The organism is Streptomyces sp. NPDC058683, from assembly GCF_042716195.1.
GTDB lineage: Bacteria > Actinomycetota > Actinomycetes > Streptomycetales > Streptomycetaceae > Streptomyces.
The window spans coordinates 1-21,778 of sequence record NZ_JBHXSK010000001.1; the positions used below are offsets into that span (position 1 = coordinate 1).

At 68.6% G+C, this 21,778-nt stretch carries 24 protein-coding genes and 1 pseudogene; 13 read left to right on the top strand and 12 right to left on the bottom strand.

Annotated features, from left to right (window positions below):
* Window positions 1-73: 73 nt before the first annotated feature.
* Window positions 74-523, bottom strand: a complete 450-nt coding sequence (locus tag ACFWXC_RS00005; protein WP_384470406.1) for a DUF317 domain-containing protein — start codon at window positions 521-523, stop codon at window positions 74-76.
* Between the two features lie 15 nt (window positions 524-538).
* Window positions 539-724, bottom strand: a pseudogene (locus ACFWXC_RS00010) (DUF317 domain-containing protein); the annotation flags it as partial.
* A 655-nt stretch (window positions 725-1,379) separates the two neighbouring features.
* Here ACFWXC_RS00010 and ACFWXC_RS00015 point away from each other — a divergent pair.
* From ACFWXC_RS00015 to ACFWXC_RS00075, 13 genes are all read left to right on the top strand, one after another.
* On the top strand, window positions 1,380-2,267 hold the full coding sequence (locus tag ACFWXC_RS00015) for a helix-turn-helix transcriptional regulator (protein ID WP_384470409.1): 888 nt from the start codon (window positions 1,380-1,382) through the stop codon (window positions 2,265-2,267).
* Between the two features lie 215 nt (window positions 2,268-2,482).
* The gene (locus tag ACFWXC_RS00020) at window positions 2,483-3,364 is read left to right on the top strand and encodes an aldo/keto reductase (RefSeq protein WP_384470412.1); all 882 of its coding nucleotides are present in this window, start codon (window positions 2,483-2,485) and stop codon (window positions 3,362-3,364) included.
* A 79-nt stretch (window positions 3,365-3,443) separates the two neighbouring features.
* Window positions 3,444-4,697, top strand: coding sequence for an MFS transporter (locus tag ACFWXC_RS00025; RefSeq protein WP_384470415.1), 1,254 nt, complete (start codon window positions 3,444-3,446; stop codon window positions 4,695-4,697).
* A gap of 91 nt (window positions 4,698-4,788) precedes the next feature.
* A complete protein-coding gene (locus tag ACFWXC_RS00030; RefSeq protein WP_384470418.1) occupies window positions 4,789-5,118 on the top strand; it encodes a carboxymuconolactone decarboxylase family protein in 330 nt (109 codons plus the stop codon).
* Window positions 5,119-5,162: 44 nt separating this feature from the next.
* Window positions 5,163-6,005 (top strand): SDR family NAD(P)-dependent oxidoreductase, encoded by an 843-nt coding sequence (locus ACFWXC_RS00035; protein ID WP_384470421.1) that lies wholly within the window; start codon window positions 5,163-5,165, stop codon window positions 6,003-6,005.
* An 86-nt stretch (window positions 6,006-6,091) separates the two neighbouring features.
* Window positions 6,092-7,072 carry an aldo/keto reductase gene (locus ACFWXC_RS00040; protein WP_384470424.1) on the top strand — a complete coding sequence of 327 codons (981 nt, stop codon included), beginning with the start codon at window positions 6,092-6,094 and terminating at the stop codon, window positions 7,070-7,072.
* Between the two features lie 93 nt (window positions 7,073-7,165).
* On the top strand, window positions 7,166-7,939 hold the full coding sequence (locus tag ACFWXC_RS00045) for an SDR family NAD(P)-dependent oxidoreductase (RefSeq protein WP_384470427.1): 774 nt from the start codon (window positions 7,166-7,168) through the stop codon (window positions 7,937-7,939).
* A gap of 13 nt (window positions 7,940-7,952) precedes the next feature.
* Window positions 7,953-8,270, top strand: coding sequence for a putative quinol monooxygenase (locus ACFWXC_RS00050; protein ID WP_384470430.1), 318 nt, complete (start codon window positions 7,953-7,955; stop codon window positions 8,268-8,270).
* Window positions 8,271-8,307: 37 nt separating this feature from the next.
* Complete coding sequence (locus ACFWXC_RS00055) at window positions 8,308-9,096, top strand: SDR family NAD(P)-dependent oxidoreductase (RefSeq protein ID WP_384470433.1); 789 nt, start codon at window positions 8,308-8,310, stop codon at window positions 9,094-9,096.
* 67 nt (window positions 9,097-9,163) lie between these two features.
* Entirely contained in the window at window positions 9,164-10,048 is an 885-nt protein-coding gene (locus tag ACFWXC_RS00060) for an aldo/keto reductase (RefSeq protein ID WP_384470436.1), read from the top strand.
* Window positions 10,049-10,102: 54 nt separating this feature from the next.
* On the top strand, window positions 10,103-11,104 hold the full coding sequence (locus ACFWXC_RS00065; protein ID WP_384470439.1) for an SMP-30/gluconolactonase/LRE family protein: 1,002 nt from the start codon (window positions 10,103-10,105) through the stop codon (window positions 11,102-11,104).
* Between the two features lie 199 nt (window positions 11,105-11,303).
* Entirely contained in the window at window positions 11,304-12,452 is a 1,149-nt protein-coding gene (locus tag ACFWXC_RS00070) for an FAD-dependent monooxygenase (RefSeq protein WP_384470442.1), read from the top strand.
* 151 nt (window positions 12,453-12,603) lie between these two features.
* Window positions 12,604-12,822 carry a hypothetical protein gene (locus tag ACFWXC_RS00075; protein ID WP_384470445.1) on the top strand — a complete coding sequence of 73 codons (219 nt, stop codon included), beginning with the start codon at window positions 12,604-12,606 and terminating at the stop codon, window positions 12,820-12,822.
* Window positions 12,823-12,846: 24 nt separating this feature from the next.
* Here ACFWXC_RS00075 and ACFWXC_RS00080 read toward each other — a convergent pair whose 3' ends face one another.
* The 10 genes from ACFWXC_RS00080 to ACFWXC_RS00125 all read right to left on the bottom strand — a co-directional run bounded on the left by ACFWXC_RS00080 (window position 12,847) and on the right by ACFWXC_RS00125 (window position 21,721).
* Window positions 12,847-13,269: a hypothetical protein gene (locus tag ACFWXC_RS00080; RefSeq protein ID WP_384470448.1), complete on the bottom strand. Its 423-nt coding sequence runs from the start codon at window positions 13,267-13,269 to the stop codon at window positions 12,847-12,849.
* Window positions 13,266-15,242: an integrase gene (locus tag ACFWXC_RS00085; RefSeq protein WP_384470451.1), complete on the bottom strand. Its 1,977-nt coding sequence runs from the start codon at window positions 15,240-15,242 to the stop codon at window positions 13,266-13,268. Before ACFWXC_RS00085 ends, ACFWXC_RS00080 begins: the two co-directional genes overlap by 4 nt.
* A gap of 128 nt (window positions 15,243-15,370) precedes the next feature.
* Window positions 15,371-17,089, bottom strand: a complete 1,719-nt coding sequence (locus tag ACFWXC_RS00090; RefSeq protein ID WP_384470454.1) for a hypothetical protein — start codon at window positions 17,087-17,089, stop codon at window positions 15,371-15,373.
* A 38-nt stretch (window positions 17,090-17,127) separates the two neighbouring features.
* On the bottom strand, window positions 17,128-17,790 hold the full coding sequence (locus ACFWXC_RS00095; protein WP_384470457.1) for a hypothetical protein: 663 nt from the start codon (window positions 17,788-17,790) through the stop codon (window positions 17,128-17,130).
* A 67-nt stretch (window positions 17,791-17,857) separates the two neighbouring features.
* Window positions 17,858-18,157, bottom strand: a complete 300-nt coding sequence (locus tag ACFWXC_RS00100; protein ID WP_384470460.1) for a transposase — start codon at window positions 18,155-18,157, stop codon at window positions 17,858-17,860.
* On the bottom strand, window positions 18,138-19,295 hold the full coding sequence (locus ACFWXC_RS00105) for an IS30 family transposase (RefSeq protein ID WP_384470463.1): 1,158 nt from the start codon (window positions 19,293-19,295) through the stop codon (window positions 18,138-18,140). The genes ACFWXC_RS00100 and ACFWXC_RS00105 overlap by 20 nt, the downstream gene beginning before the upstream one ends.
* Window positions 19,210-20,181, bottom strand: a complete 972-nt coding sequence (locus ACFWXC_RS00110) for an IS3 family transposase (protein ID WP_384470466.1) — start codon at window positions 20,179-20,181, stop codon at window positions 19,210-19,212. The genes ACFWXC_RS00105 and ACFWXC_RS00110 overlap by 86 nt, the downstream gene beginning before the upstream one ends.
* Window positions 20,178-20,489, bottom strand: coding sequence for a transposase (locus ACFWXC_RS00115; RefSeq protein ID WP_384470469.1), 312 nt, complete (start codon window positions 20,487-20,489; stop codon window positions 20,178-20,180). The genes ACFWXC_RS00110 and ACFWXC_RS00115 overlap by 4 nt, the downstream gene beginning before the upstream one ends.
* 54 nt (window positions 20,490-20,543) lie before the next feature.
* Window positions 20,544-20,954 carry a hypothetical protein gene (locus tag ACFWXC_RS00120; protein WP_384470472.1) on the bottom strand — a complete coding sequence of 137 codons (411 nt, stop codon included), beginning with the start codon at window positions 20,952-20,954 and terminating at the stop codon, window positions 20,544-20,546.
* A 23-nt stretch (window positions 20,955-20,977) separates the two neighbouring features.
* Window positions 20,978-21,721 carry a hypothetical protein gene (locus ACFWXC_RS00125; RefSeq protein ID WP_384470475.1) on the bottom strand — a complete coding sequence of 248 codons (744 nt, stop codon included), beginning with the start codon at window positions 21,719-21,721 and terminating at the stop codon, window positions 20,978-20,980.
* Window positions 21,722-21,778: the final 57 nt, after the last annotated feature.

Genomic DNA, 21,778 nt, shown 5'->3' on the forward strand with positions numbered 1-21,778 from the left:
CTCGGAGATGTGTAAAAGAGACAGGCCAACCGGCGATCCCGCGCTATGTTGCCCCGCTCGCGTGGGTCGGTGATCAGCGTGAACGGCTGGCTGGGCGGCCGGCTGTGACCGCCGGAGTTGCCGGCACTCTGGCGGCGAGGCGGGTCTGGTGCTCGCGGCCCGGCTGGGCCTGGCGTGTGCCGGTCTGGTGGGCGAGGGTCTCGGAGAGATCCGTCAGCAGCGAACTCGGCGTGTGCGGGGACGCGGTGATGGCCCAGGTGGGCCGGTCCGGACTGGGTCCGGCCCAGATGGTCCAGGTGGCCAGGTTCTGATTCGGGTGCTGTGCGGTGAAGGCGTCGAACTGGACGCCCGCGGCCCCGTCGGGGGACGTCCAGCGGATCCATCGTCCGTCCGCGGTGTGCTTCCATCCGGCGTCGGAGAGCGGCTGGGTGGCCGAGGTGACCGTCCTCTCGTCCACCGGGGCGCCGATGACCGTGTCCCAGCCCTCGCCGTCGGCGAGGTGGATCAGCAGATCCTGCAGCACCGGGGCGGGGGTGGCGCCGGTTGCGGTGAGGACCCACCTGCGGTCGGAGACGGGTGTCTCGTAGGCGGCTACGGTCCAGGCGGTCTCGTGGGCGGGGGTTTCGTGGACGCGCTCGATGCGCAGGGTCTGCGACTCGTGGATGGCGTGGGTCGTGTCATCCGACCAGGTCCGTTCCCTGTCAAGTTGTGCGTGTTGAAGGATTGACGCCCCGGTGGCCGACGAAGGCGAGGTTCGTCAAGGCACCGGTCCGGCGGGGACGCTGTCCAGCGCTGTCCAACGGCTGCCCGTCATCACCCATATCGAGCCCTCTTCAGGACGCTGGGATCGCGAGGGGTGCCGAGAGCACCGGCCTGCTGGTCATCTGCGCAGGGTGCGGGTGAGACGACGTGAGTGCATCGGTGCTCGGCAAGGCAGTGAAGGGTCTGCGTTCCGGCCTTGCGTCAGCCTGCGGGGCAGAAAGTTCGATGCGTCGATTGTCTGGGGTCGTGGCCGGTAACGGCTCCGTCCTGGCGATGGTCCCCAGCTGTCAGGGAAACGGTCCTAAGCGGAAACGACCCCGAGAGGGCGAGCTACTCATTGAGGAACTGCGCTTGCTGCGGACCGAGCGCGCGTCGCTTCCGGCCGTGGGTGTCGCCGCCTCTCCAAGCTGTGGAAACCTGCCCACCGTGGCCCGAACCCCGCGCGAGGGCTCCGGGGGAAAGTGGGTCTCCCGGGGCGGGGTGTAGCCAGCGCTCAGCAGCGAACCGCTCTGACCTGCGATTTCGTGCTGCTGGAGGAGGGGTGCGTTGGGGGTTACTGCTGTGAGGGGTAATGACAGGGTCTCTCAGTCCATGTGCGGCGAACCTACCCTGGCCTCATGGACAACCGCGCCGAAATCAGTGCGTTTCTGAAATCTCGCCGTGGCAAGATCACGCCCGAGCAGGCCGGTCTGCCCGTGTACGGCCAACGCCGGGTGACCGGGCTGCGCAGGAACGAGGTCGCGACGCTCGCAGGCGTCAGCGTCGAGTACTACACGCGGCTGGAGCGCGGCAATCTCAGCGGTGTCTCCGACGGCGTCCTGGACGCGCTCGCCCAGGCCCTGCGGCTCGATGACACGGAGCGCACGCACCTGTACGACCTGGCCCGAGCGGCGAACACGACGCCCGCCCGGGTGCGGCGCCGGACTGCCCGGCCGGCTGTGCGGCCCAGCGTGCAGCGCATCGTGGACGGGATGCCGGGCATGCCGGCGTTCGTGAAGAACCACCGGTTCGACATTCTGGTCGCCAACCCGCTCGGTCGCGCGCTGTTCTCGGAGATGTACGCCGATCCGGTCTGCGCGGCGAACACCGTGCGGTTCGTGTTCCTCAGCCCCGCGGCCAGGCGGTTCTACGTCGACTGGGAACGCATCGCCAGGGGCGCTGTGGGCGCGCTGCGGATCGAGGCGGGCAAGAACCCGTACGACCGGGAGCTGTCGAACCTGATCGGTGAGTTGTCGACCCGCAGTGACGCCTTCCGTGTGATGTGGGGCGCCCACGACGTGCACGTCTTCCACGAGGGGACGAAACGCCTCCGGCATCCGGTCGTCGGCGAGCTGGAGCTCGACTTCGAATCGATGAACCTGCCGGACGGCTCGGGGCTGGTCGTGGCGTTGTACAACGCGGCCCCCGGCTCCGCGGCCGAGGACGCTCTGAAACTGCTGGCGAGTTGGTCCGCCACGGCCGAGGCCGCGGATGTCCAGGCCGCCGAGGCGGACTCCGGGAACTGAACCGACCTCCACAGCCCCGCCTTCTCTGGTTGCCGCCGGCAGCATGGGCGGGGCTGTGGCCTGCGCATATACCGCTGGGGGTCCCTGCCATTACCCCTCACAGCGGAGACTCCCTCATCGTGTCCGTTCCCGGTTGCATGGTCAGTGCCCCGCTTCAGGGGCCGGCCGATATCGAGCCCCGTATCGGTCCGTCCCCGCTCATGCAAGGAACCACCATGACTGGCAAGAGCACGATGATCACGCTGAACAACGGCGTGCAGATGCCCGCGCTCGGCCTCGGCGTCTTTCAGAGCCCGCCGGAGGAGACCGCCACTGCGGTCACGACCGCGCTCCAGGACGGCTACCGGCTGATCGACACCGCCGCCGTCTACGGGAACGAGAAGGAGGTCGGCGAGGGCATCGTCGCCTCCGGCGTCGACCGCGGCGAGGTCTTCGTGACCACCAAGCTGTGGCTCTCCGACTTCGGCCACGACGCGACCCTGCGTGCCTTCGACACCAGCCTCGGCAAGTTGGGCCTGGAATACCTGGACCTGTATCTGCTGCACTTCCCGTACACGTCCGAGTTCGACTCCACGGTCGCCGCGTACAAGGCGGCGGAGAAGCTGCTGGCCGACAGGCGGGTGCGGGCGATCGGCGTCTCCAACTTCGGTCCCGAGCGTCTCGACGACCTCATCGCGCGCACCGACGTCGTGCCGGCGGTCAACCAGGTCGAGCTGCACCCGTACTTCACCCAGCGCGAACTGCGCGAGGCGCATGCCGGCCTCGGCATCGTCACCCAGGCGTGGTCGCCCCTCGGCGCGGTGAACCTGTACTGGCCCGACGCCCCGCACGCGGGCAAGAGCCCGTTGCAGGACCCGGTCATCACACGGATCGCCGCCAAGTACGGCAAGACCCCCGCGCAGATCGTGCTGCGCTGGCACATCGAGCACGGCCTGTCCGCGATCCCGAAGTCCGTCACGCCGCACCGCATCGCGGAGAACATCGGCGTCTTCGACTTCGCGCTCACCGCCGACGAGACGGCCGCCGTCGACGCCCTCGACACCGGCCTGCGCGGCGGCCCCGACCCGGACAGCATCAAGGCCGACTCCTTCGGCTGAACCGGCGCCGGCACCCGGCCGCTCCCGCGCCCCGGCCCCCTGTTTCACCCCCCACATTCAGCGAAGGCTCTACCTCCGCATGTCCTCTCACCGAGAAAAGCCCGCCAAGCTGCCGTTCGTCGTCCCGCTCCTCGCCCTCGGCACCTTCCTGATGATCACCAGCGAGTACATCATCGCGGCGCTCCTGCCCGAGGTGTCCTCCGACCTCGGCGTCAGCGTCTCCACGGCCGGCCTGCTGATCACTGCGTTCGCGGTCGGCATGATCGTGGGCGCGCCCACGATCTCGATCGCCACGCTGCGCCTGCCCAGGCGCTCCACCCTGGTCCTGGCGCCGGCCGTCTTCGCCGTCGGCCACGTGATCGCGGCACTCAGCTCCTCCTTCACCATCGTGCTCGCGGCCCGTGTGATCACCGCGCTGGCCACCGGCACCTTCATCTCCATCGCCTCGGTCGTAGCCACCTCCGCCGCCGGTGCGGCCGCCGCCTCCCGCGCCATGGGCGTGATGATGAGCGGCATGAGCCTGGCCATCGTGGCCGGTGTGCCGCTGGGCTCCTGGGTCGGTCAGGCCATCGGCTGGCGTGGCACGTTCTGGGCGCTGGCCGCCCTCGCGGTCGTAGCCGCCCTGGTCATCGGCCGGTTCATCCCCGCCGAGGAACGCCCCGAGGTGACACCCTCCGTCCGCTCCCAGCTCGCCGTACTGCGCCACGGCCGTATGTGGCTGGTCCTGGCCGCCACCGCGCTCGTCACGGGCGGCTTCATGGCCGCGTACAGCTACATCTCTCCGCTGCTCACCGAGCGGACCGGCATCTCCGAAGGAGCCGTTCCGCTGGTCCTGGTCGGCTTCGGCGTCGGCGCCCTGCTGGGCACGAACATCACCGGGCGCCTCGGCGACCGCAAGCCGCTGGCCACGTTCATCACCACCTCCGTCGCCTCGGTGCTGGTGCTGCTCCTGCTGATCCCGCTGTCCAAGAACCCCGTGGCGACAGTCGTCCTGGTGGTGCTCCTGGGCATGACGGGCCTGGGCATCACGTCGATCGCCACCCCGCTGTCCGTGCGCTTCGGACACTCCTCGCCCGCCCTTGCCGCTGCCTTGACAGTGTCGGCCTTCAACGTGGGAATCGCCCTCGTCTCCTGGCTGGCCGGCACGACCTTGGACACCTCGCTGGGCGTGACCGGACCGGAGGTGGTCGGCGTGGTGATGGCCGGCCTGGGCCTGATTCCCCTGCTCGTCCTCGCCGCGATACGCGCCACCCGGACCGTCGTGCCTCAGGTGTCCCTGCCTGCGGCGGACGAGGAGACCTCGCACGAGGCTCAGGCCCACCGCGTGGCCTGAGTACGGGACACCACCGGGTGATCCATCACAGCCCCCATCGCGGCTGATTACGTTTCGTAACAGATCAAACACTTGCAAAGGATGAAACGCCATGGCTGAAGGACAGAGTGCCGCGCAGAAGCTGCTCGGCGACTTCGCCCCCGAACTGGTCCGGCTCACCGACGACGTCCTCTTCGGCGAGGTGTGGGCGGGTGAGGGCCTGTCCCAGCGGGACCGCAGCCTGATCACCGTCGCCACCCTGGTCGCCCTCTACCGCGCCGACCAGCTCGCCTTCCACCTGCCCCGGGCCCTGGAGAACGGGGTGACGAAGGAGGAGCTGGTCGAGGCCATCACCCACATCGCGTTCTATGCCGGCTGGCCCAACGCGATGTCCGCGATCACCCAGCTGAAGAACATCGTCGAGAGCGCCGACGCGGGCTGACCCCGCGCCCACGCGTCTGCAACTCCGTCTGGAGCAACACCCCTATGAGCAAGGTCTTCTTCATTACCGGTGCCGGCCGCGGGCTGGGCGTGGACATCGCCCGCCAGGCCCTGGCCGCCGGCCACCGGGTGGTCGCCACCGGCCGTCGCCCCGAAGACGTCGTCAAGGCCCTCGGTGGCGGGCCGGACAACCTGCTGGCCACCGCCCTGGACCTCACCGACCCCGACACCGCCGAGGCCGCCGTCCGCGCGGCCGTGGAGCGGTTCGGCCGGATCGACGTCCTGGTCAACAATGCCGCCAACTTCTTCGCCGGCTACTTCGAGGTCGTCTCTCCGCAGCAGATGCGGCAGCAGATCGAGACCAACGTCTTCGGCCCGATGAACGTCACCCGCGCCGTGCTGCCCGTCCTGCGCGAGCAGCGCGCCGGGCACATCATGACGATTTCCTCGCTGGCCGGGCTGGTCGGCCAGGAGTTCTGTGCCGCCTACACCACCTCCAAGTTCGCCGTGGAGGGGTGGATGGAGGCGCTGCGCCTGGATGTGGCCCCCTTCGGGATCCGCACCACGACCGTGGAGCCCGGCTTCTTCCGCACCGAGCTGCTGGTGGACGCCTCCACCACCTGGCCGGAGCGGATCGTCGACGACTACGCCGAGAGCACCGCGGCGCAGATCGAGGGCTGGAAGTCCATGAACGGCCGCCAGGCCGGCGACCCGGCCAAGCTGGCCGCCGCCCTGGTGAAGGTCGCCGAACAGGACGAGCCGCCGGTGCGGTTCGTGGCCGGCGCCGACGCCATCACCGCCGTAGAGGCACAGGCCAAAGAGCTGCTGGCACAGGTCGGGGCATCACGCGAGCTGGGCTGGGACCTGGCCCACGACGACGCGGCCTGACCGGGCGCCCGGCACACCTCACCCACCATCAGGACCCACACCGGCCAGGGCGTCCTCGCCCGCGGCCACTCGAAAGGAGAACCACCATGAAGAAGCGTGAACTGGGAAACAGCGGCCTCGAAGTGTCCTCGATCGGGCTCGGCTGCATGGGAATGACCTTCGGCTACGGCCCGGCGGCAGACACGGGTGAGGCCATCAAGCTGATCCGGGCCGCCGCCGAGCGCGGTGTGACGCTCTTCGACACCGCCGAGGGGTACGGGGAAGCGAACGAAAGGCTGGTGGGCGAGGCCCTCGCGCCGGTGCGCGACCAGGTCGTCATCGCAACCAAGTTCGGGTTCAAGGACGGCAACCCCACGGCGGGACTGGACAGCCGCCCGGAACGGATCCGGATCGTCGCCGAGCAGTCCCTCAAGCGCCTGCAGACCGACCGCATCGACCTCTTCTACCAGCACCGGGTGGACCCCGACGTGCCGATCGAGGAGGTCGCGGGAGCCGTCAAGGAGCTCATCCAGGAGGGCAAGGTCAAGCACTTCGGCCTGTCCGAGGCCGGTGTGGACGTCATCCGCAGGGCCCACGCGGTACAGCCGGTCACGGCCCTGCAGAGCGAGTACTCGCTCTGGTGGCGCGAGCCCGAGGAGGTCATCCTGCCGACGCTGGAGGAACTGGGCATCGGCTTCGTGGCGTTCAGCCCGCTCGGCAAGGGGTTCCTGACCGGCGCGATCAGCCAGGACACGAAGTTCGAGGCCAACGACGTCCGCAACGTGCTGCCGCGCTTCGAGGAAGAGGCGCGCCAGGCCAACCTCGCGCTGATCGCGCTGCTGGGCGAGATCGCGGACGCCAAGCAGGCGACCCGGGCCCAGACCGCCATCGCGTGGCTGCTGGCACAGAAGCCGTGGATCGCACCGATCCCGGGCACGACGAAGCTGCACCGCCTCGAAGAGAACATCGGCGCCGACAGCGTGGAACTGACCTCCGAGGACCTCAAGCGCATGGAAGAGGCCGTCGCCCAGGTGCAGATCAAGGGCGAGCGGTACACCGCAGCGCAGCAGAAGACCATCAACAGGTAAGTCACCGGCCCCCATTGGCCCTTTCCCGACGAAGCGCCGAGCGTCGTTCGAAGCGCTTCGTCGGGAAGACCCCACCCATCAGGAGAGGTTCACATGGAAACGCAGGCACTCAAGGGGCGGATCGCCCTGGTCACCGGCGGCACGACCGGACTCGGCTTCGGCGCCGCCAAGCGTCTGATCGAAGAGGGCGCCACGGTCTACATCACGGGCCGGCGCAAGGACGTGCTCGACGCCGCCGCGGAGAAGCTCGGCGCGTCCGCCACCGGGATCCAGGCCGACGTCACCAGCAAGGCCGACATGCTTCGTGTCGCCGAAACGATCAAGGCGGCGCACGGCCACCTCGACATACTCTTCGCCAACGCGGGTGGCGGACACGCCACGCCCCTCGACGAGCTGACCGAGGAGCAGATCGACAGCGAGCTCGGCATCAACATCAAGGGCGTCATCCTCACGGTGCAGAGCGTGCTGGACGTCCTGCGCGACGGCGCGTCCATCGTCCTCAACGCGTCGATCACCGCCGACATGGGGCTGCCCGGGTTCGCCGTCTACGCGTCGTCGAAGGCGGCCGTACGCTCCCTCGCCCGCAGCTGGACGACGGACCTCAAGGACCGGGGGATCCGGGTCAACTCGATCAGCCCCGGAGTGGTGCCCACCGAGGGCTACAGCCACGAACAGAAGCTGAGCGACGAAGACATCGCCGCCTACGTCGAGCGCGTCGCCAAGGAGATCCCGGCGGGCCGCGTGGGCACGGCCGAGGACATCGGCGACGCCCTCGTCTTCCTGGCCTCGGACACCAGCCGCTACATCACGGGCGTCGACCTCGTCGTGGACGGCGGCATGACCCGCGTCTACGCCGGCCAGAACTGACGAAGGAATCCACATGAGCACCACCAAGTCGGCAGAACGCCACATCATCTGCGAGGTACGCGGCAAGGCAGCCCACCGCGCCAGGGTCGAGGAGCTCCTGCTGGAGCTCGTGGGCCCAGCGCGAGCCGAGGCCGGATGCCTCTACTACGACCTGTACCAGCAGTCGGACGAGCCCGACACCTTCTACATCGTCGACGGCTGGGCCTCGGCCGAAGCCGTCGCGGAACACGCCGAGCACCCGAACGTGACGAAGGTCGTCGAGCAACTGCTCCCGCTGCTCGACGTGCCCCTCAAGGTCACCACCAGCAATCGGGTCAGCGACCCGGACTGACGACTGGTCGGGGTTCCGAACCCGTCAGGAAAGACTCATGGCTCGCATCTTCATCACCGGTTCCACCGACGGCCTCGGCCTGATGGCCGCCCAGCTCCTGTCCCGGCAGGGCCACACGGTGGCGCTCCACGCACGCAACGACACCCGGGCCCGCGACGCACACGCCGTACTCCCGGACAACGCGGGCGTCGCCGTCGGGGACCTCGCCGGCATCGCCCAGACCCGCGAAGTCGCCTCCCAGGTCAACGACCTGGGCACCTTCGACGCGGTCATCCACAACGCCGGCGTCGGCTACTACGGGCGAGGCCGGGTGGAGACCGAGGACGGTCTCTCGGACGTCTTCGCGGTCAACGTGCTGGCGCCCTACCTCCTCACGGCGCTGATCACCACGCCCCGACGGCTCGTCTATCTCAGTTCCGGCATGCACCACAGCGGCGACGCCACCCTGCGGGACCCGCAGTGGGCGACGCGGCCGTGGCAGGGCTCCCAGGCGTACTCGGAGTCGAAGTTCCACCTCACCGCGCTCACGTTCGCCATCGCGAGGAAGTGGCCCGCGGTGCTTTCCAACGCCGTCGACCCGGGCTGGGTCCCCACGAAGATGGGCGGGAGCGGAGCCACTGACGACCTGCGGCTGGCTCCGGTGACCCAGGCATGGCTGGCCGTCAGCGACGACGCCGAGGCGCTGGTCACCGGCCGCTACTTCCACCACCGGCAGCCCCGCCCTCCGCACCCGGCGACGCAGTCACCCGAGGTGCAGGACCGGCTGCTGGAGTACTGCGCCGACCTCACCAAGGTCGAACTGCCGACCGCGCTCTCAGCCGACTGAGCCCGCGCGCCCCCTCACCTCCGCACGTGCGGACTGCTACGTGCGCCCAACCCGATAGGAGCGAATCATGACCGGAACGAACCCGCTCATCGCCCTGAACAACGGCGTACAGATCCCCGCCCTGGGACTCGGCGTCTACCAGAGCACCCCCGAGGAGACCACCGACGCGGTCCTGACCGCGCTGCACGACGGTTACCGGCTGATCGACACCGCCGCCGCGTACTTCAACGAGCGGGAGGTCGGCGAGGCGATCGCCCGCTCCGATGTGGACCGCTCCGAGATCTTCGTGACGACCAAGGTGTGGATCAGCGACTACGGCTACGACTCCGCGCTGCGGGCCTTCGACGTGAGCCTGCGCAAGCTGGGCCTTGAACAGCTCGACCTGTGGCTGCTGCACCAGCCGCTGCCGTCCGACTTCGAGAAGACGATCGCGGCGTACAAGGCGGCGGAGAAGCTCCTCGCCGACGGCCGCGTCCGCGCGATCGGCGTGTCGAACCAGACACCCAAGCAGCTCGAGGAGCTCATCTCCCGCACCGGCATCGTCCCGGCCGTCAACCAGATCCAGGTGCACCCCTACTACACGCAGCCCGAGTGGCGGGCGGCGAACGACAGCCACGGCATCCTGACCCAGTCGTGGTCGCCCATCGGCGGCGCCTACGTCTACCGGGGCGCCGACACCAACCCGCTCGAAGACCCCGTCATCACCGCCCTGGCCGACAAGTACGCGAAGACACCCGCGCAGGTCGTGCTGCGCTGGCACCTCGACCACGGCTTCTGCGCGATCCCCAAGTCCGTCAAGGCGCACCGCATCGCCGAGAACCTCGACGTCTTCGACTTCGCCCTGACACCCGACGAGGTGACCGCGATCGATGCCCTCGACACCGGCGTACGCGGCGGCCCCGACCCCGACTCGCTCGACCTGCAGAACGCCGGCTTCCCGATCCCCGACTAGGGACCGTGAAGCACCTTTCCAACGAGCCCAAGAACGAAAGCACGAAAGTACGCAATGATCACGAAAGCCCTGCCCATCAAGAAGCGGTCCGGATTCGCGGCGATCTCAGCAGTAGCGGCCGTCATCGTCTCGGCACCGTACGCGTCCGCCGCGACCGAGTGTGCGGATGCGCAGCCCGCCGTCAGCCACGTCAGGACCGTGGCCGCATTCGACTTCGCCACCGGCGACGTCCCTGAGAACGTCACCGTCGCCCCGGACAATTCACTGACCGTCTCGATGGTCGGCGCGCCCGCGGGCGAACGTCCGGCGCTGGTGCGGATCTCGCCGTCCGGGCAGCGCACGGTGCTGGTCACCGGGCAGAAGGGCGACGGAATCACCGGCAACACCCGCGGCCACGACGGCACCATCTACTACAACGTGTGGTCCTCCGACGCCTCCCGCAACGGAGTGTGGAAGCTCGCGCCCGGCGGCACCCCCCACCGCATCTCGGCGCTGCCCGTCGGAGGAGTCCCCAACGGTCTGGCCATCGATCCGGCCGGGCGCACCTTGTATGTCGCCGACAGCCAGAAGGGCACCGTCTGGGCGGTACCGGTCTCCGGCGGTCCCGTGACCGCCTGGCTGGTCGACCCCGCCCTCGCGATCAAGGCATCCGCACCCGTGCCGTACGGTGCGAACGGGCTCCGCTTCCACAACGGCGCCGTGTGGGTCTCCAACCTCAGCAAGGGCACCCTGCTGCGGATCCCCGTCACCGCCACCGGAGCTCCGGGCCGGATCCACACCGTCACCAGCAGCCTCACCGGCGTCGACGACTTCAACTTCCTCAGCGCCCACTCCAACGTCGTGTTCGCCGCGCTGAACACGCAGAACCAGATCGCGGTCGTCTACCCGGACGGCACCACCAGGACCGTGCTGACCGCCTCGGACGGCCTCGCCTCGCCCACCGCCACCGCAGTGCGAGGGCAGCGGCTGTACATCACCGACGGCGGACTGAACGAGCCCCACGACGCGAAGCTGCAGACCGGGACGATCGACCTCGGCGCGCTGCTCTCGCACTGAGCATCCGGCAGTTCCCCGTGATCAGAGCCCTTGGTTTTCAGGGATGCCGACTCGGGGTCCCTGCCGGTACCCCTCACCACCGAGACTCCCACGTCGTGTCCGGCCTCGGTTCCATGGTCAGTACCCCACTTCCGTGGGCCCGGCCGCCAAGGGGATGAGCCATGACCGGCAGGAGTCCGGTGATCAAGGAGAGAACAGCATGACCACAGCAGCGCGCGACACGACCCGCTCCGGGAACCAGGACGAACGCCATGGCACCGCCGTCGTCGTCGGTGCCTCCCTCGCGGGTCTGATGGCCGGACTGGCCCTGTCGCACGCCGGAGTGGACGTGACGATGCTGGAGCGATCGGGGGTGGTCTCCCGGGCCCGGAGAGGGGCCGCCCTTGGTTGGGTGAGTGAGGGCCTGCTCAGCAGAATCACGGGATCCCGTCACTCGAAGAACGGCTCGGCGCCGCTGAGTTCGGTGGCCTCCGGCGTGCAGAGCTGGACGGCTGTCCACGCCCGGCTCCGAGCGGCCGTTGACGCCGACCCCCATATCGAGCTTCGCCCCCACACGACCGTACGAAGCGTCGGCCAGGACGCGGATTCGGCGTGGGCGATCACCGCGGACCAGCAGACTTTCCGGGGCGATGTCGTGATCGGAGCGGACGGCCACGGAAGCGTGGTGCGAGCCGCCGTCGCACCCGACAAGCCCGACGCGACGTTCGCCGGCTACCTGATCTGGCTCGGTCTCACCGATGAGTCCTCGCTCGTGTCCTCGCGCCACCTGCCGCGGGACGTGGACATCCTCAGCGGTGGAGATGACTATCTCCTCGGCTATCCGCTGCCCGGCCCCGACGGTTCCGTCACCCCGGGCTCCCGCCAGGCCGGCTGGGCCTGGTACGACGCGAGCCACAACGATCTCTTGCGCGAAACGCGGGCTGTCGTCGGCAATGTCGTGCGCCGGTCGCTCACCTCCGCCGACATACCGGAGGCGACCTTCCGCGAGCTCGTGGACAAGGCCGAGGACCTGTGGCCGTCGCCCTGGCGCGAGGCCATCCTCGACTGCATCGAGCGGCGTGCCGTGATCGGCACCCCCATCGCCGAGTACGTCCCCGACCGGCTCGTCAACGGCCGCCTCGCCCTCGTCGGCGACGCCGCCCACGTGCCCACCCCGATGACGGGCTCGGGATTCAGCGCCTCACTCCACGACGCCGAGGCGGTCGCCGCAGCCGTCTCGGCCGGTGTAGGCGGACAGGCCATGGCACAGGCCCTGCGCGAGTATGAGCGGAAGCGGCTCAGCAGTGTGCGGAGCGTGGTCCAGTCGGGCCAACAGTTCAGCCGCTCCTTTGGGAATCTGGCCACCTGAGCGGCTGCCACGTCTCCAAGGCACGCGTGCCGCGCGTCGAGATGCGAGGTGACCGTACTCCGGAAAAGTACGGTCTGCGGCGGACAATGGCGAAAGCGGACAGGAAGGCGGACCGCTAGGCGCGGTTCATGCCGCGCTCGCAGGCAACCGGGTGACCACCTTCGAGTTCTTCTTTGACCTGGTCTACGTGTTTGCCCTTACCCAGGTCACCGCCTGTATGGCGCATCAGCTCGGGTGGGCTCCTGCGGCGGCCGCACCGTGGGCTGTCGCGGCCCTGGCAGGCGCAGTCACCGTCCTGGCAGCGGTGGCCGCCGCCGAGACCTGGCGATACGCGGCACTTCCACCACCTGCGACGCTGAAAACCGCTTAACAGCCACGCAGCTCGTGCAGCGACTCAGGGCGTCCGATTCGGGTGCGGCTGGGTTGGCAGCGCCCGGACGGAGGAGTCGGGCTGCGACAGAGCGTGGAGCAGTTGCCGGTTGTGCGCGGTGAGTTGGTTGACGGCGCGGACGAGGTGGTTGACGTCGGTCCGCAGTTGCGCCAGCTCCGTGGCGTCCTGCTGGCGGAGTTCCTTCAGTTTGACGATCTGCTTGCGCAGACGGATCTCGGAGTCTGGCATTTGTTCCCGTGCCCTGACCTGCGCGTAGAAGTCGTTTTTGAGGTCGGGGTGGCGCTGGGTCAGTGCGTTGCGGGGTACGCCGGCTTCCTCGGCCAGGGCGACGATCGTCCACGCGCCATTGGAGCGCTGTGGAGTCCCTTGCAGGATCCGGCCCATGGCCGCGCGGATACAGTCGCGTTCGTCGGGTGCGGGGGTCACGCGGTTCCGTCCTGGAGGGTGATGATGCGGCTGCGGTGGTGGGCGTCGGCGAGGTTGCGCAGGCGTTCGGCGTTGCCGTGCAGCCGCTCGCCGAGCGGGCCGGGGACGTGGGCTGCCCGCTGATCGAGCACGGTGGCGCGGCGCCGGAGGCCGACGGCATGCTGATCGGTGCGGGCGATGTTCGCGCACGTGGGAACACAGTGGTCGAGACTGGGGGTGGCCTTGATGCCGCGGTGGCACAGGGCCTTGTCGCGCTTGTAGACGCACATCAGCAGCGTGTGGGGGTTGTCGTAGACGGCCAGTTCAGGGTTGGCGCAGATCTGTCGGGCCTGCCGGGCGGTGATGACGTTGCCGGTGTACTGGGCCGCGGTGACGGCGGCCTTGATGGCCCGGCGGGCAGCGGGCCCGGAGATCCCGATGCCGTCCTCGAGAGCGGCGTTCAGGTCGGCGACGGTGTCGATGGTGGCGCGAGCTGTCTCGACGTCGAGGAGGTCGTGGATGCCGTCCCGGCTGCGCGCGGCGTAGCCGGCTGATACGGAAGTTCGCAGATGGCCGTACTGAATCGCGAGAGCGACCAGCCCGCCGGGTCGACGGGCGATGTGCCAGGCCAGACTTCTGCGGAACCGCTCAGTACCGATTTTGCCGTGCGGATCCGGCGGGATGACCTCATGAACCAGCCCGCGGGCAGCCGCCTCCTTGTTGGCCCAGGTGACGAAGTCCTCCACCCGGATTCCCAGCGTGTGGATGGTGAGGGAGCCGGTGCCGGTCCGGGTGCCGCGCAGGTCGTGGGCGTGGTGGTCGAACAGCAGCTCACCGTCGGGAACCATGCGTTCCAGGACGCGGATGGCGTTCACGACGGGGGCGATGGCTACCCAGGGAACATCACGGAGTTCACCCTCCGAGCGGTGGTTGCCGTCCGCGTCCCGGGCGGTCTTGTACACGGTGCTCGTGATCAGGTGGCGTCTGTACAGCCCCGTGTTGTCCGGTTCCGGGTCGGGGCAGCAGCCGCTGCGCAGTCCGGCCGCCTCGCCGGGGCGCATCCCGGTCAGGTAGGCGATGACGATGAAGCAGGCCGTGCCCAACTGGCGCATCAGGAAGGCTGCTTCGGTGTAGTCGATGGCCTCTCGCCAGGCAGTGTCGTCGAGCAGGCCGGTGACCGGGACATCGAGCGGGCAGGGACCGGGCCGTTGCAGGGCGGCCTGGCGCCGTCCTCGATCACGGGAGGCGTTGTAGACCTGGGTGAGCGAGGCGCCGGTGAACGCGGCGATGTAGGCGCCCGCGGGCGTGGTTCTGCCGAGCCAATCCGTGCTCGGGATGGGCCGCCGGTCGGTGTCGATCCGGTCCATGAAGGCCCTGAGCGCGGCCCGCGAAGCGGGTGTGGACGCGTTGGCTGCGGCCGCCTCGCGCAGACGGTTCCGTTCGGCCCAAGCAGCCAGGATGTCGTCGCTGAAATCCTCGACCGTGCGGATCGCCCAGATGAGCAGGGGGCCCATGGTCTGCTCGGCGATCGCCTCGGTTGCGTTCTCGCCGTCTGACGTCGCCGGCGGCAGGTAGTCGTCCACCCCTTCGGTCTCCCAGGGAGGGCAGCCGATCCCGCTGGGCCGGCCGCTGAGCCGGTCGAAGACCCACAGCCGGGTCAGGGACGACAGCCCACTGTGCACCGTGATGCGGGCCGTCCCGCTGTCCCGTAGGTGACGGCCGTACTCGCCCAGCACCTGCGTGGTGCAGTCGCCCAGCGTGGTGATGCCCCGGTCGGTGAGCCACACAGCCAGCCGGGCCCAGGTCCCGATCGTCTGGTACAGCGCCTTGGGCGCCTGGCGCGAGCGCCACGTGGGATGGCGCTCGCGCAGGAACGCCCACGGCAGGTCGCCGTTGACCAAGGTCCAGGCCGCCAGCCGCATCTCCTCCCGGAAGGCGTCGGGGAACGCGGACCATCGGATCGTGCTGTGCGTGACGCCCGGGTTGGCGTTCATCGGGATCAGCGGCCAGGTCGGCGCCGCCTAGCGGGCGACCGGGCCGGTGTAGCCGTCGACAATCCGGTGGGCGGGAATGACGGGGGTGTCCGGACCGGGAAGGACAAGGACAGGGGCTGCGATGGCCGTCACTGGTCGAGGTCTCCGTTGAGCAGAAGGGCGATGAGTTCACGGTCGGTGTCGGTGACCTGAGTCAGGGCACTGGTCCACACCGCGGCGCCGAGCCGGCCCTTGAGGTGTTCGAGGCGGGCGTGCGCATCTCCCCAGCCGGCCTGCCACTGGCCCGCGTCCATGACAGTGCGCAGGTTTTCCAGTGCATGGTGGAGATGCGCCAGGCGGCTGTGATGGGCGGGGTGGACTCGGGCGTTGGCACAGCCCAGACACATCAGAAACGAGGCCCCGCAGCCTCCGTCGGGGCCGGGATAGGGGCTGTTGTCGTAGTCATGGCAGTCGGCGGTGGCCGTGGGCCGGTCGGCGGGATCAGCTCTCTGGCGTAATTCGGCGGCGAACATTGCTTCTCGGGCCTTGGCCACGACGGCCTCGGCCGCCTCGGCGATGACAGGGATCGCGGCCTGGCGGACCTGGGGGTCGGTCAGGGCGTAGACGCGGTCGTGGGTGGCCTGGCTGTTCTGTCCTAGCTCGCGCCGGTGCAGTGTGTTCACCGTCCGCCGCCCTCTGCGGAACGGCGAGGAGGGGAAGCCCTGTTGGGTCGCCCACCTCTGGGCCGTGCAGCCGGTGATACCGAATCCGAACACCCCAGCGCCCGACTTCTTGCTCGCCTCGTCCTGCGGGTAGCCGTTCAGCGGGGCCCTGCCGGAGCGCCAGATCAACAAGCGGTCCGTGCCGGGGCTCAGCGTGTGGACGGCTCTGCGGGCGAACACGGTGGCCTCCAGTGCCTGCGTGATGAGCCGCCCTGGCGCGGCGGCCCCGTCGTCGGTGAGGTTGCGGGTCTCGAAGTACCGTCCGGCGCCGCGCTTGTGCTTCTCCAGCTCGACCCGGTAGATCCGCGTGCCGTCGCTGCCCGCGTCCGGAGCTGCTTGCGGCACCTTCAGACGGTTGATCACCGACAGGTTCCAGCCGTGCTCGGCCAGCAGCAACACCCCCAGCGCGACCGTCTCCATCCGGGTCAAAAACAGCCGCTGCCACGTGTGCTCGGGCCCCTCCCCGCCCAGCACCCTGACATAGCGGGCGAGCACCCTGCCGCGCTGACGAACCCTGGTGTCATGGGGTGCCTCGCCGGTACGGGCCAGACAGTCCAGCGCCTCGCCCAGTAGCCACGCCTCGCTGTCGCGAGCGAACGCCCCCGACTGCCATTGGGCAAGGTGGCGGGCGTTCTCCGTGATCCGCAGATGCGCAGTACGGAACATCCGCCGCGCCGTCGAGACGATCGCGTCGAACTCGGCGCCCTGGAAGGAAACTTCCTTCGCCTTGGGCGTCAGAACGCGTTGGGAGATAGCTTCACGTGCCGCCGCGGACAGCCGCGGATCGTCCAGCAGCAGCCCCCGCACGGTGACGATCTGCCGGTAGCCGGACATGGTGTTTGGCCGGCTGAGCTTCCACTGACTCCACACCCCCGCTGCCAGCTGGGTGATGTCGGCAACCGGTGTGTCCCTCGCGGCCAGGTACGCGGTGAACGCCTGGAGGTGAACCCAGAAATGCCTGCTGCTGAGGTGGGAAGTCCACCGGCTCGGTACACACCGGGAGGCGAACAGCCGGGCCAGCGACCCGCGCAGGGCGTCCTCGACCGGCAGACCACGGAAGTCGTAGACCGCGACGGCCCCGGCCCCGGTCCCGTCGCGGTGCTCGACGATGAGCCCGTCACCGACCAGAACCGGCTGTCTGCGCACGGATGTTGTCGGCAGAGGTGCCGCATGCCCGCGCCGACTCATACCGCCGCCCCCGACGTGACCTGCAGTTTGGTGTCGATATCCTGGATGCCCTCGGCTTCACGCGCCAGGCGCGCGAACACCTCATCCAACTGCCGCGCTGGCCGCTCACCCTCGCGGGATGAGGGCGCGGTGGCCAGCAGCGATCGCAGCTGAAGGTCGGCGACCGGGGCCAGATACCGCTCGCGGGTCGTCTCCAGGGACGCATGGCCCAGCAGGTCCTGCACCATCCGCCACGGATCCCCGTACAGCAGCCGGTAGTCCCGCCGCTCCTCCGGGGTCAGGCCGAACCGCTGGTCCATCAGATGGTGCAGGATCACCAGCATGTAGAGGGCGAAACTGTGCCGGCAGGAATGCGGAGTCGCATACGGTGCCAGGCTCCGGTACGGGTCCAGCCGACGCTCCGGCTCCGAATCCAGCACCGCCCGGCACCGCAGGTTCGCCGCCGTGAAAACGTTGTTCCACGAATGCGGCTGGAACGGCAGGCCCATCTCGTTCAGCCACAGCCACAACGGCTCCGGCCCTCCCGGACCTTCGGTGAACCACGTCATCCGCTCGTCCGCGTCAGCCTCCGTCAGCGCAATGCGGCCCATAACGCCCTGGCGGTCGCACCAGTACACCGTCGGCTTCGGCCCCCGGTTCACCCCGGTGACCAGGCGCATGTCCCGCACACCGTCGTACCGGCCGCGTGAGCTTGTTCCGCTTTGACGGACACCATTGGTGTGGTGGTCAGGCTGCGAGTGCGGCCTCGTACTCGGCAGGGCTGCGGTAGCCGAGGCTGCTGTGCAGACGATGCAAGTTGTACCAGCCCTCGACGAAATCGAAGATCGCGGTGCGAGCGACGGCCCGGCTGGGCCAGGTGGCGGTGTCGAGCAACTCGCGCTTGATGGTGGCAAAGAACGACTCGGCGAGCGCGTTGTCCCAGCACTGCCCGGTGCGGCCGACCGACAGCCGAACGCCGAACTCGTCGGCCAGGGAAGCGAATTGCTGACTGGTGTACTGCTTGGATTCAACCGGTCGTTGCAACACCGGTTTGGAGCAAGAGTAGCTGCTCGTTGAATGCCTCGGCCGGGGTCCTCCAGGCGAGTGTCTTGCGGGGTCTGGTGTTCAGTGTGTGAGCGACGGCTTCGATTTCTTCGGCGGACCAGCGCGAGAGGTCAGTGCCCTTCGGGAAGTACTGACGCAGGAGTCCGTTGGTGTTTTCGTTCGTGCCTCGCTGCCAAGGGCTGTGCGGATCGGCGAAGAACACGGGGATGCCGGTCTCCACCCTGAACTGCGTGTGCGCCGACATTTCCTTGCCGCGGTCCCATGTCAGCGACCGTGTCAGCTGCTCGGGGAGCGTCGACATTGTGTTGGCGAGCGCCCTCTTCATGGAGACCGCCCCGTAGCCGGCCAGTGCGGGACCGTTCTTCGTCCGGGGGACCGTGCCGTATCCCTCTTCGCGGGGCAGATGGACCAGCATCGTGAACCGGGTCGACCGCTCAACCACGGTGCCGATCGCGGAACGCTCCAGCCCGATGATCAAATCCCCCTCCCAGTGGCCGGGGACGGCGCGGTCCTCAGCTTCAGCGGGCCTCTCGCTGATCAACGCTTCCGGCGTGACGTGCGCCCAGGTCCTCCGCCCTGAACGCGCCCGCGGCGCACGCAGAGCGCGACCAGTCCGAAGACACAGGATGAGCTCGCGCTTCAGCGCCCCGCGGCCCTGAATGTAGAGGGCCTGGTAGATCGCCTCGTGGCTGATGCGCATGGACTCATCATCGGGGAAATCACGCTTGATCCGGTTCGCGATCTGTTCCGGACTCCATCCCTGGACCCACGAACGGTCCTTGCGATGCGGCTTGTTCCGCCCTGTCCAGGAGCCCGTCACCGGTCCCGCCACCGGTATGCCGCCAGCCGTGGTGACCTGGCCGGACAGCCTCTCCTGGACGTAGGCGTGCAACCTCGGACTGGCGGCCAGCTTCGCTGTCTTCGGACGCCGGGCCGCCATATCGGCCTTCCACTGCGCCACCGAAGCCCGGTAATCGAGCTTCCCACTTCGTGTGGCTGCGTTGCGCCGCAGCTCGCGGGAGATCGTGCCCGGATCACGACCGACGTCCCGGGCGATCTCGCGCACGCCCTTGCCCCGGGCCCGCAGCAACGCGATCTCCTCTCGCTCGGAGAACGACAAGTACCTGCCCGAGGGTGGCTTCGAATCGAACGGCCGCATGCCGCCAGACTCTCGGAACCAACGCGCCGCGACCGCCGGCGCCACGCCGATGACGGCGGCGGCCTCCTCGGCGAGAAGGCCCCTGGCGATCTCCGCCCAGAACGCCTCCTCGACATGACGCTGATACTTCGGATGCCCCGGAGACCTCAGCTTCGGACGCACCGCCCGATCCGCTGCCTGCTGACGACGCACCATCCAACACCCCCATGCATATGAGGTGTTGCGACGACTGGTTGAATCCGCCCTGGCAGCCGCGATCCGAATGGAAGATCACGGGACGTGCTGGGCGACGCTGCCGGCAGGCGGTCTTGAGGGCATCGGCGACCAGCTCGGTCCGCAGGTGATCGGCGGTCGCCCAGCCGACCACGCGCCGCGACGCAATGTCGATGACGGTGGCCAGGTAGAGCCAGCCCTCCTCGGTCGGAATGTAGGTGATGTCACCGCACCAGCGGGCGTCGAGCCCGGCGGGGTCGGGCTGGAAGTCCCGGACGATGAGATCGGGCCTGGATGCGGCTCGGGGATCGGGGATCGTGGTCAGGTGCCGTCGTCGGTGATGCCGGCCTTGCAGCCCGGCGGCCCGCATCAGCCGTGCGACACGGCGACGCCCGCATCCGGCACCTTCCCGCTTGAGCACGGCATGGACGCGAGGGGCTCCGTAAGTTCCGCGCGATCTTGCATGGACCTCGGTGATCTGCTCGGTCAGCTCAGCGTCACGGACGGCCCGGGGGCCGGGCTTGCCGGCGCGGCGGACGTAGAAGGCGGTTCTGGAGACCTTCAGCAGCTCACACGCCCGTCTGACGTTGTGGCCGCTCTGCTTCTCCGCCTCGATGAACGGGTGCACCGTCACCGGGTCTCCTTCGAGAAGAAAGCCGTGGCCCGCTTGAGGATGTCGACATCCTCGCGCAACCGGCGGTTCTCCCGCCGCAGCGCGGCCAACTCCTCCCGTTCGCTGCTGGTCAGCCCGTCGCGCTCGCCTGAATCGACCTCGGCCTGCTTCACCCAGTCGCGCACCGCGGTCTCGGTCAGATCGAAGTCCGTGGCGATCTGACCGACCGAGCGGTCACCGCGCCGACACAGCTCGACGATCTCGGCCTTGAACTCCGGTGTGAACGAGCGGCGAGGGCGGCGAGGCTTCTTCTTCCCCATGCTCTCCATGATGGACATCCTCCCGGGGCTGAACCCCTGATCTCGGATGTCCGTCAAAGCAGATCAAGCCCACAGGCTCATCAGCGCGGCTAATTCACGATTCCACTTGTTCCCGCCCACCTGGACAGGGTTGTCCGGCGACGTCTGGCGCCAGAACTGGAAGTCATCCACATCCGACTCAACCGCCTGCGTCCAGACTTTCCCACGTAGCCACAGAAAGTTGAGGAACAGGCAGACGTCCGTGATGTAGTTCCGCTTCGTCTCCTTCGTGTAGCTCCGGAACGGACTACTGCGCGTGTACAGGCTCAGGAACTCGTCGATGCGATAGTCCGGTGCCAACAGAATCGGATCACCAGGTCGGATCCCGGCAGACTCTTCGCGCTCCGCCAGATCTCCCCACCCCACCAGCACGGGTACGCGCGGGGGCACGATCGGCACCGTCTTGGGGACCCAAAACACACGCCACTTGCTCATGACGCCACCCTGTCAGATCGGCTTCAACACGCCGATTCAATAGGGAAGGTCCGCCACTTCTCGAACTCGCCGTGCGCGTCGAGGAAGGTGTCGAGGAGCGCGTCGTGGTCGCCGGCATCGGCCAGGTAGACGGGGACAATCTCCGGCTCCGGGCGGGAAGGTCCAGACTTGGCCGTGGTGACGTCGAAGACGGAGCGCGCTTCGATGGCGGCGCGTTCGGTGTCGGTCAGGGGCGCCGAGCCGGGGCGCATCTCGGCCGCGTGGACCTTCTCGAAGGCCATCAGAGCCTCCGCGGGTGAGTCGAAGGTGTCCGCGACCTGGCGCAGGTGGTCCTCGCCGTGGAGATAGACGGACTTGCCGCCTCGATGGAGGTATGTGCCGACGGCGACGGTGGTGTGGCCATCGTGGGCGTGGGCGTGGATGAGGAGCTGGCCGTCGCGGATGTCGTCGTGGATCTTCTGCGCCTGATTGGAGACCTCGCGGATTTCGCTGCGGGTGCACCATGGCATCGGATAGTTCGCCCAGGTCCATTCCTCGTTGATGGCTTCCTGGAGCTGAGGGGTGATCTCGACGGTGATGCCTTCGGCGATCAGGTGCTTTGCTGCGTCGGAGGCCCAGTAGGGCTCCGTAAGTTGATAGGCGGCCCGGCAGGGTCGGATGTGGCTGAGTAGGGCTTGCCGACTGTGGCTGGCGAGGAGTGGTCGTCCGGCTCCGTAAGTTGGTAGGTGGCCCGGGAGGGCCGGATGTGGCTGAGTACGACTTGCCATCGGTGGCTACCGAGGAGTGGCCGTCCGGCTCTCTGGGGTGCCCTGGCTGCTGATTGA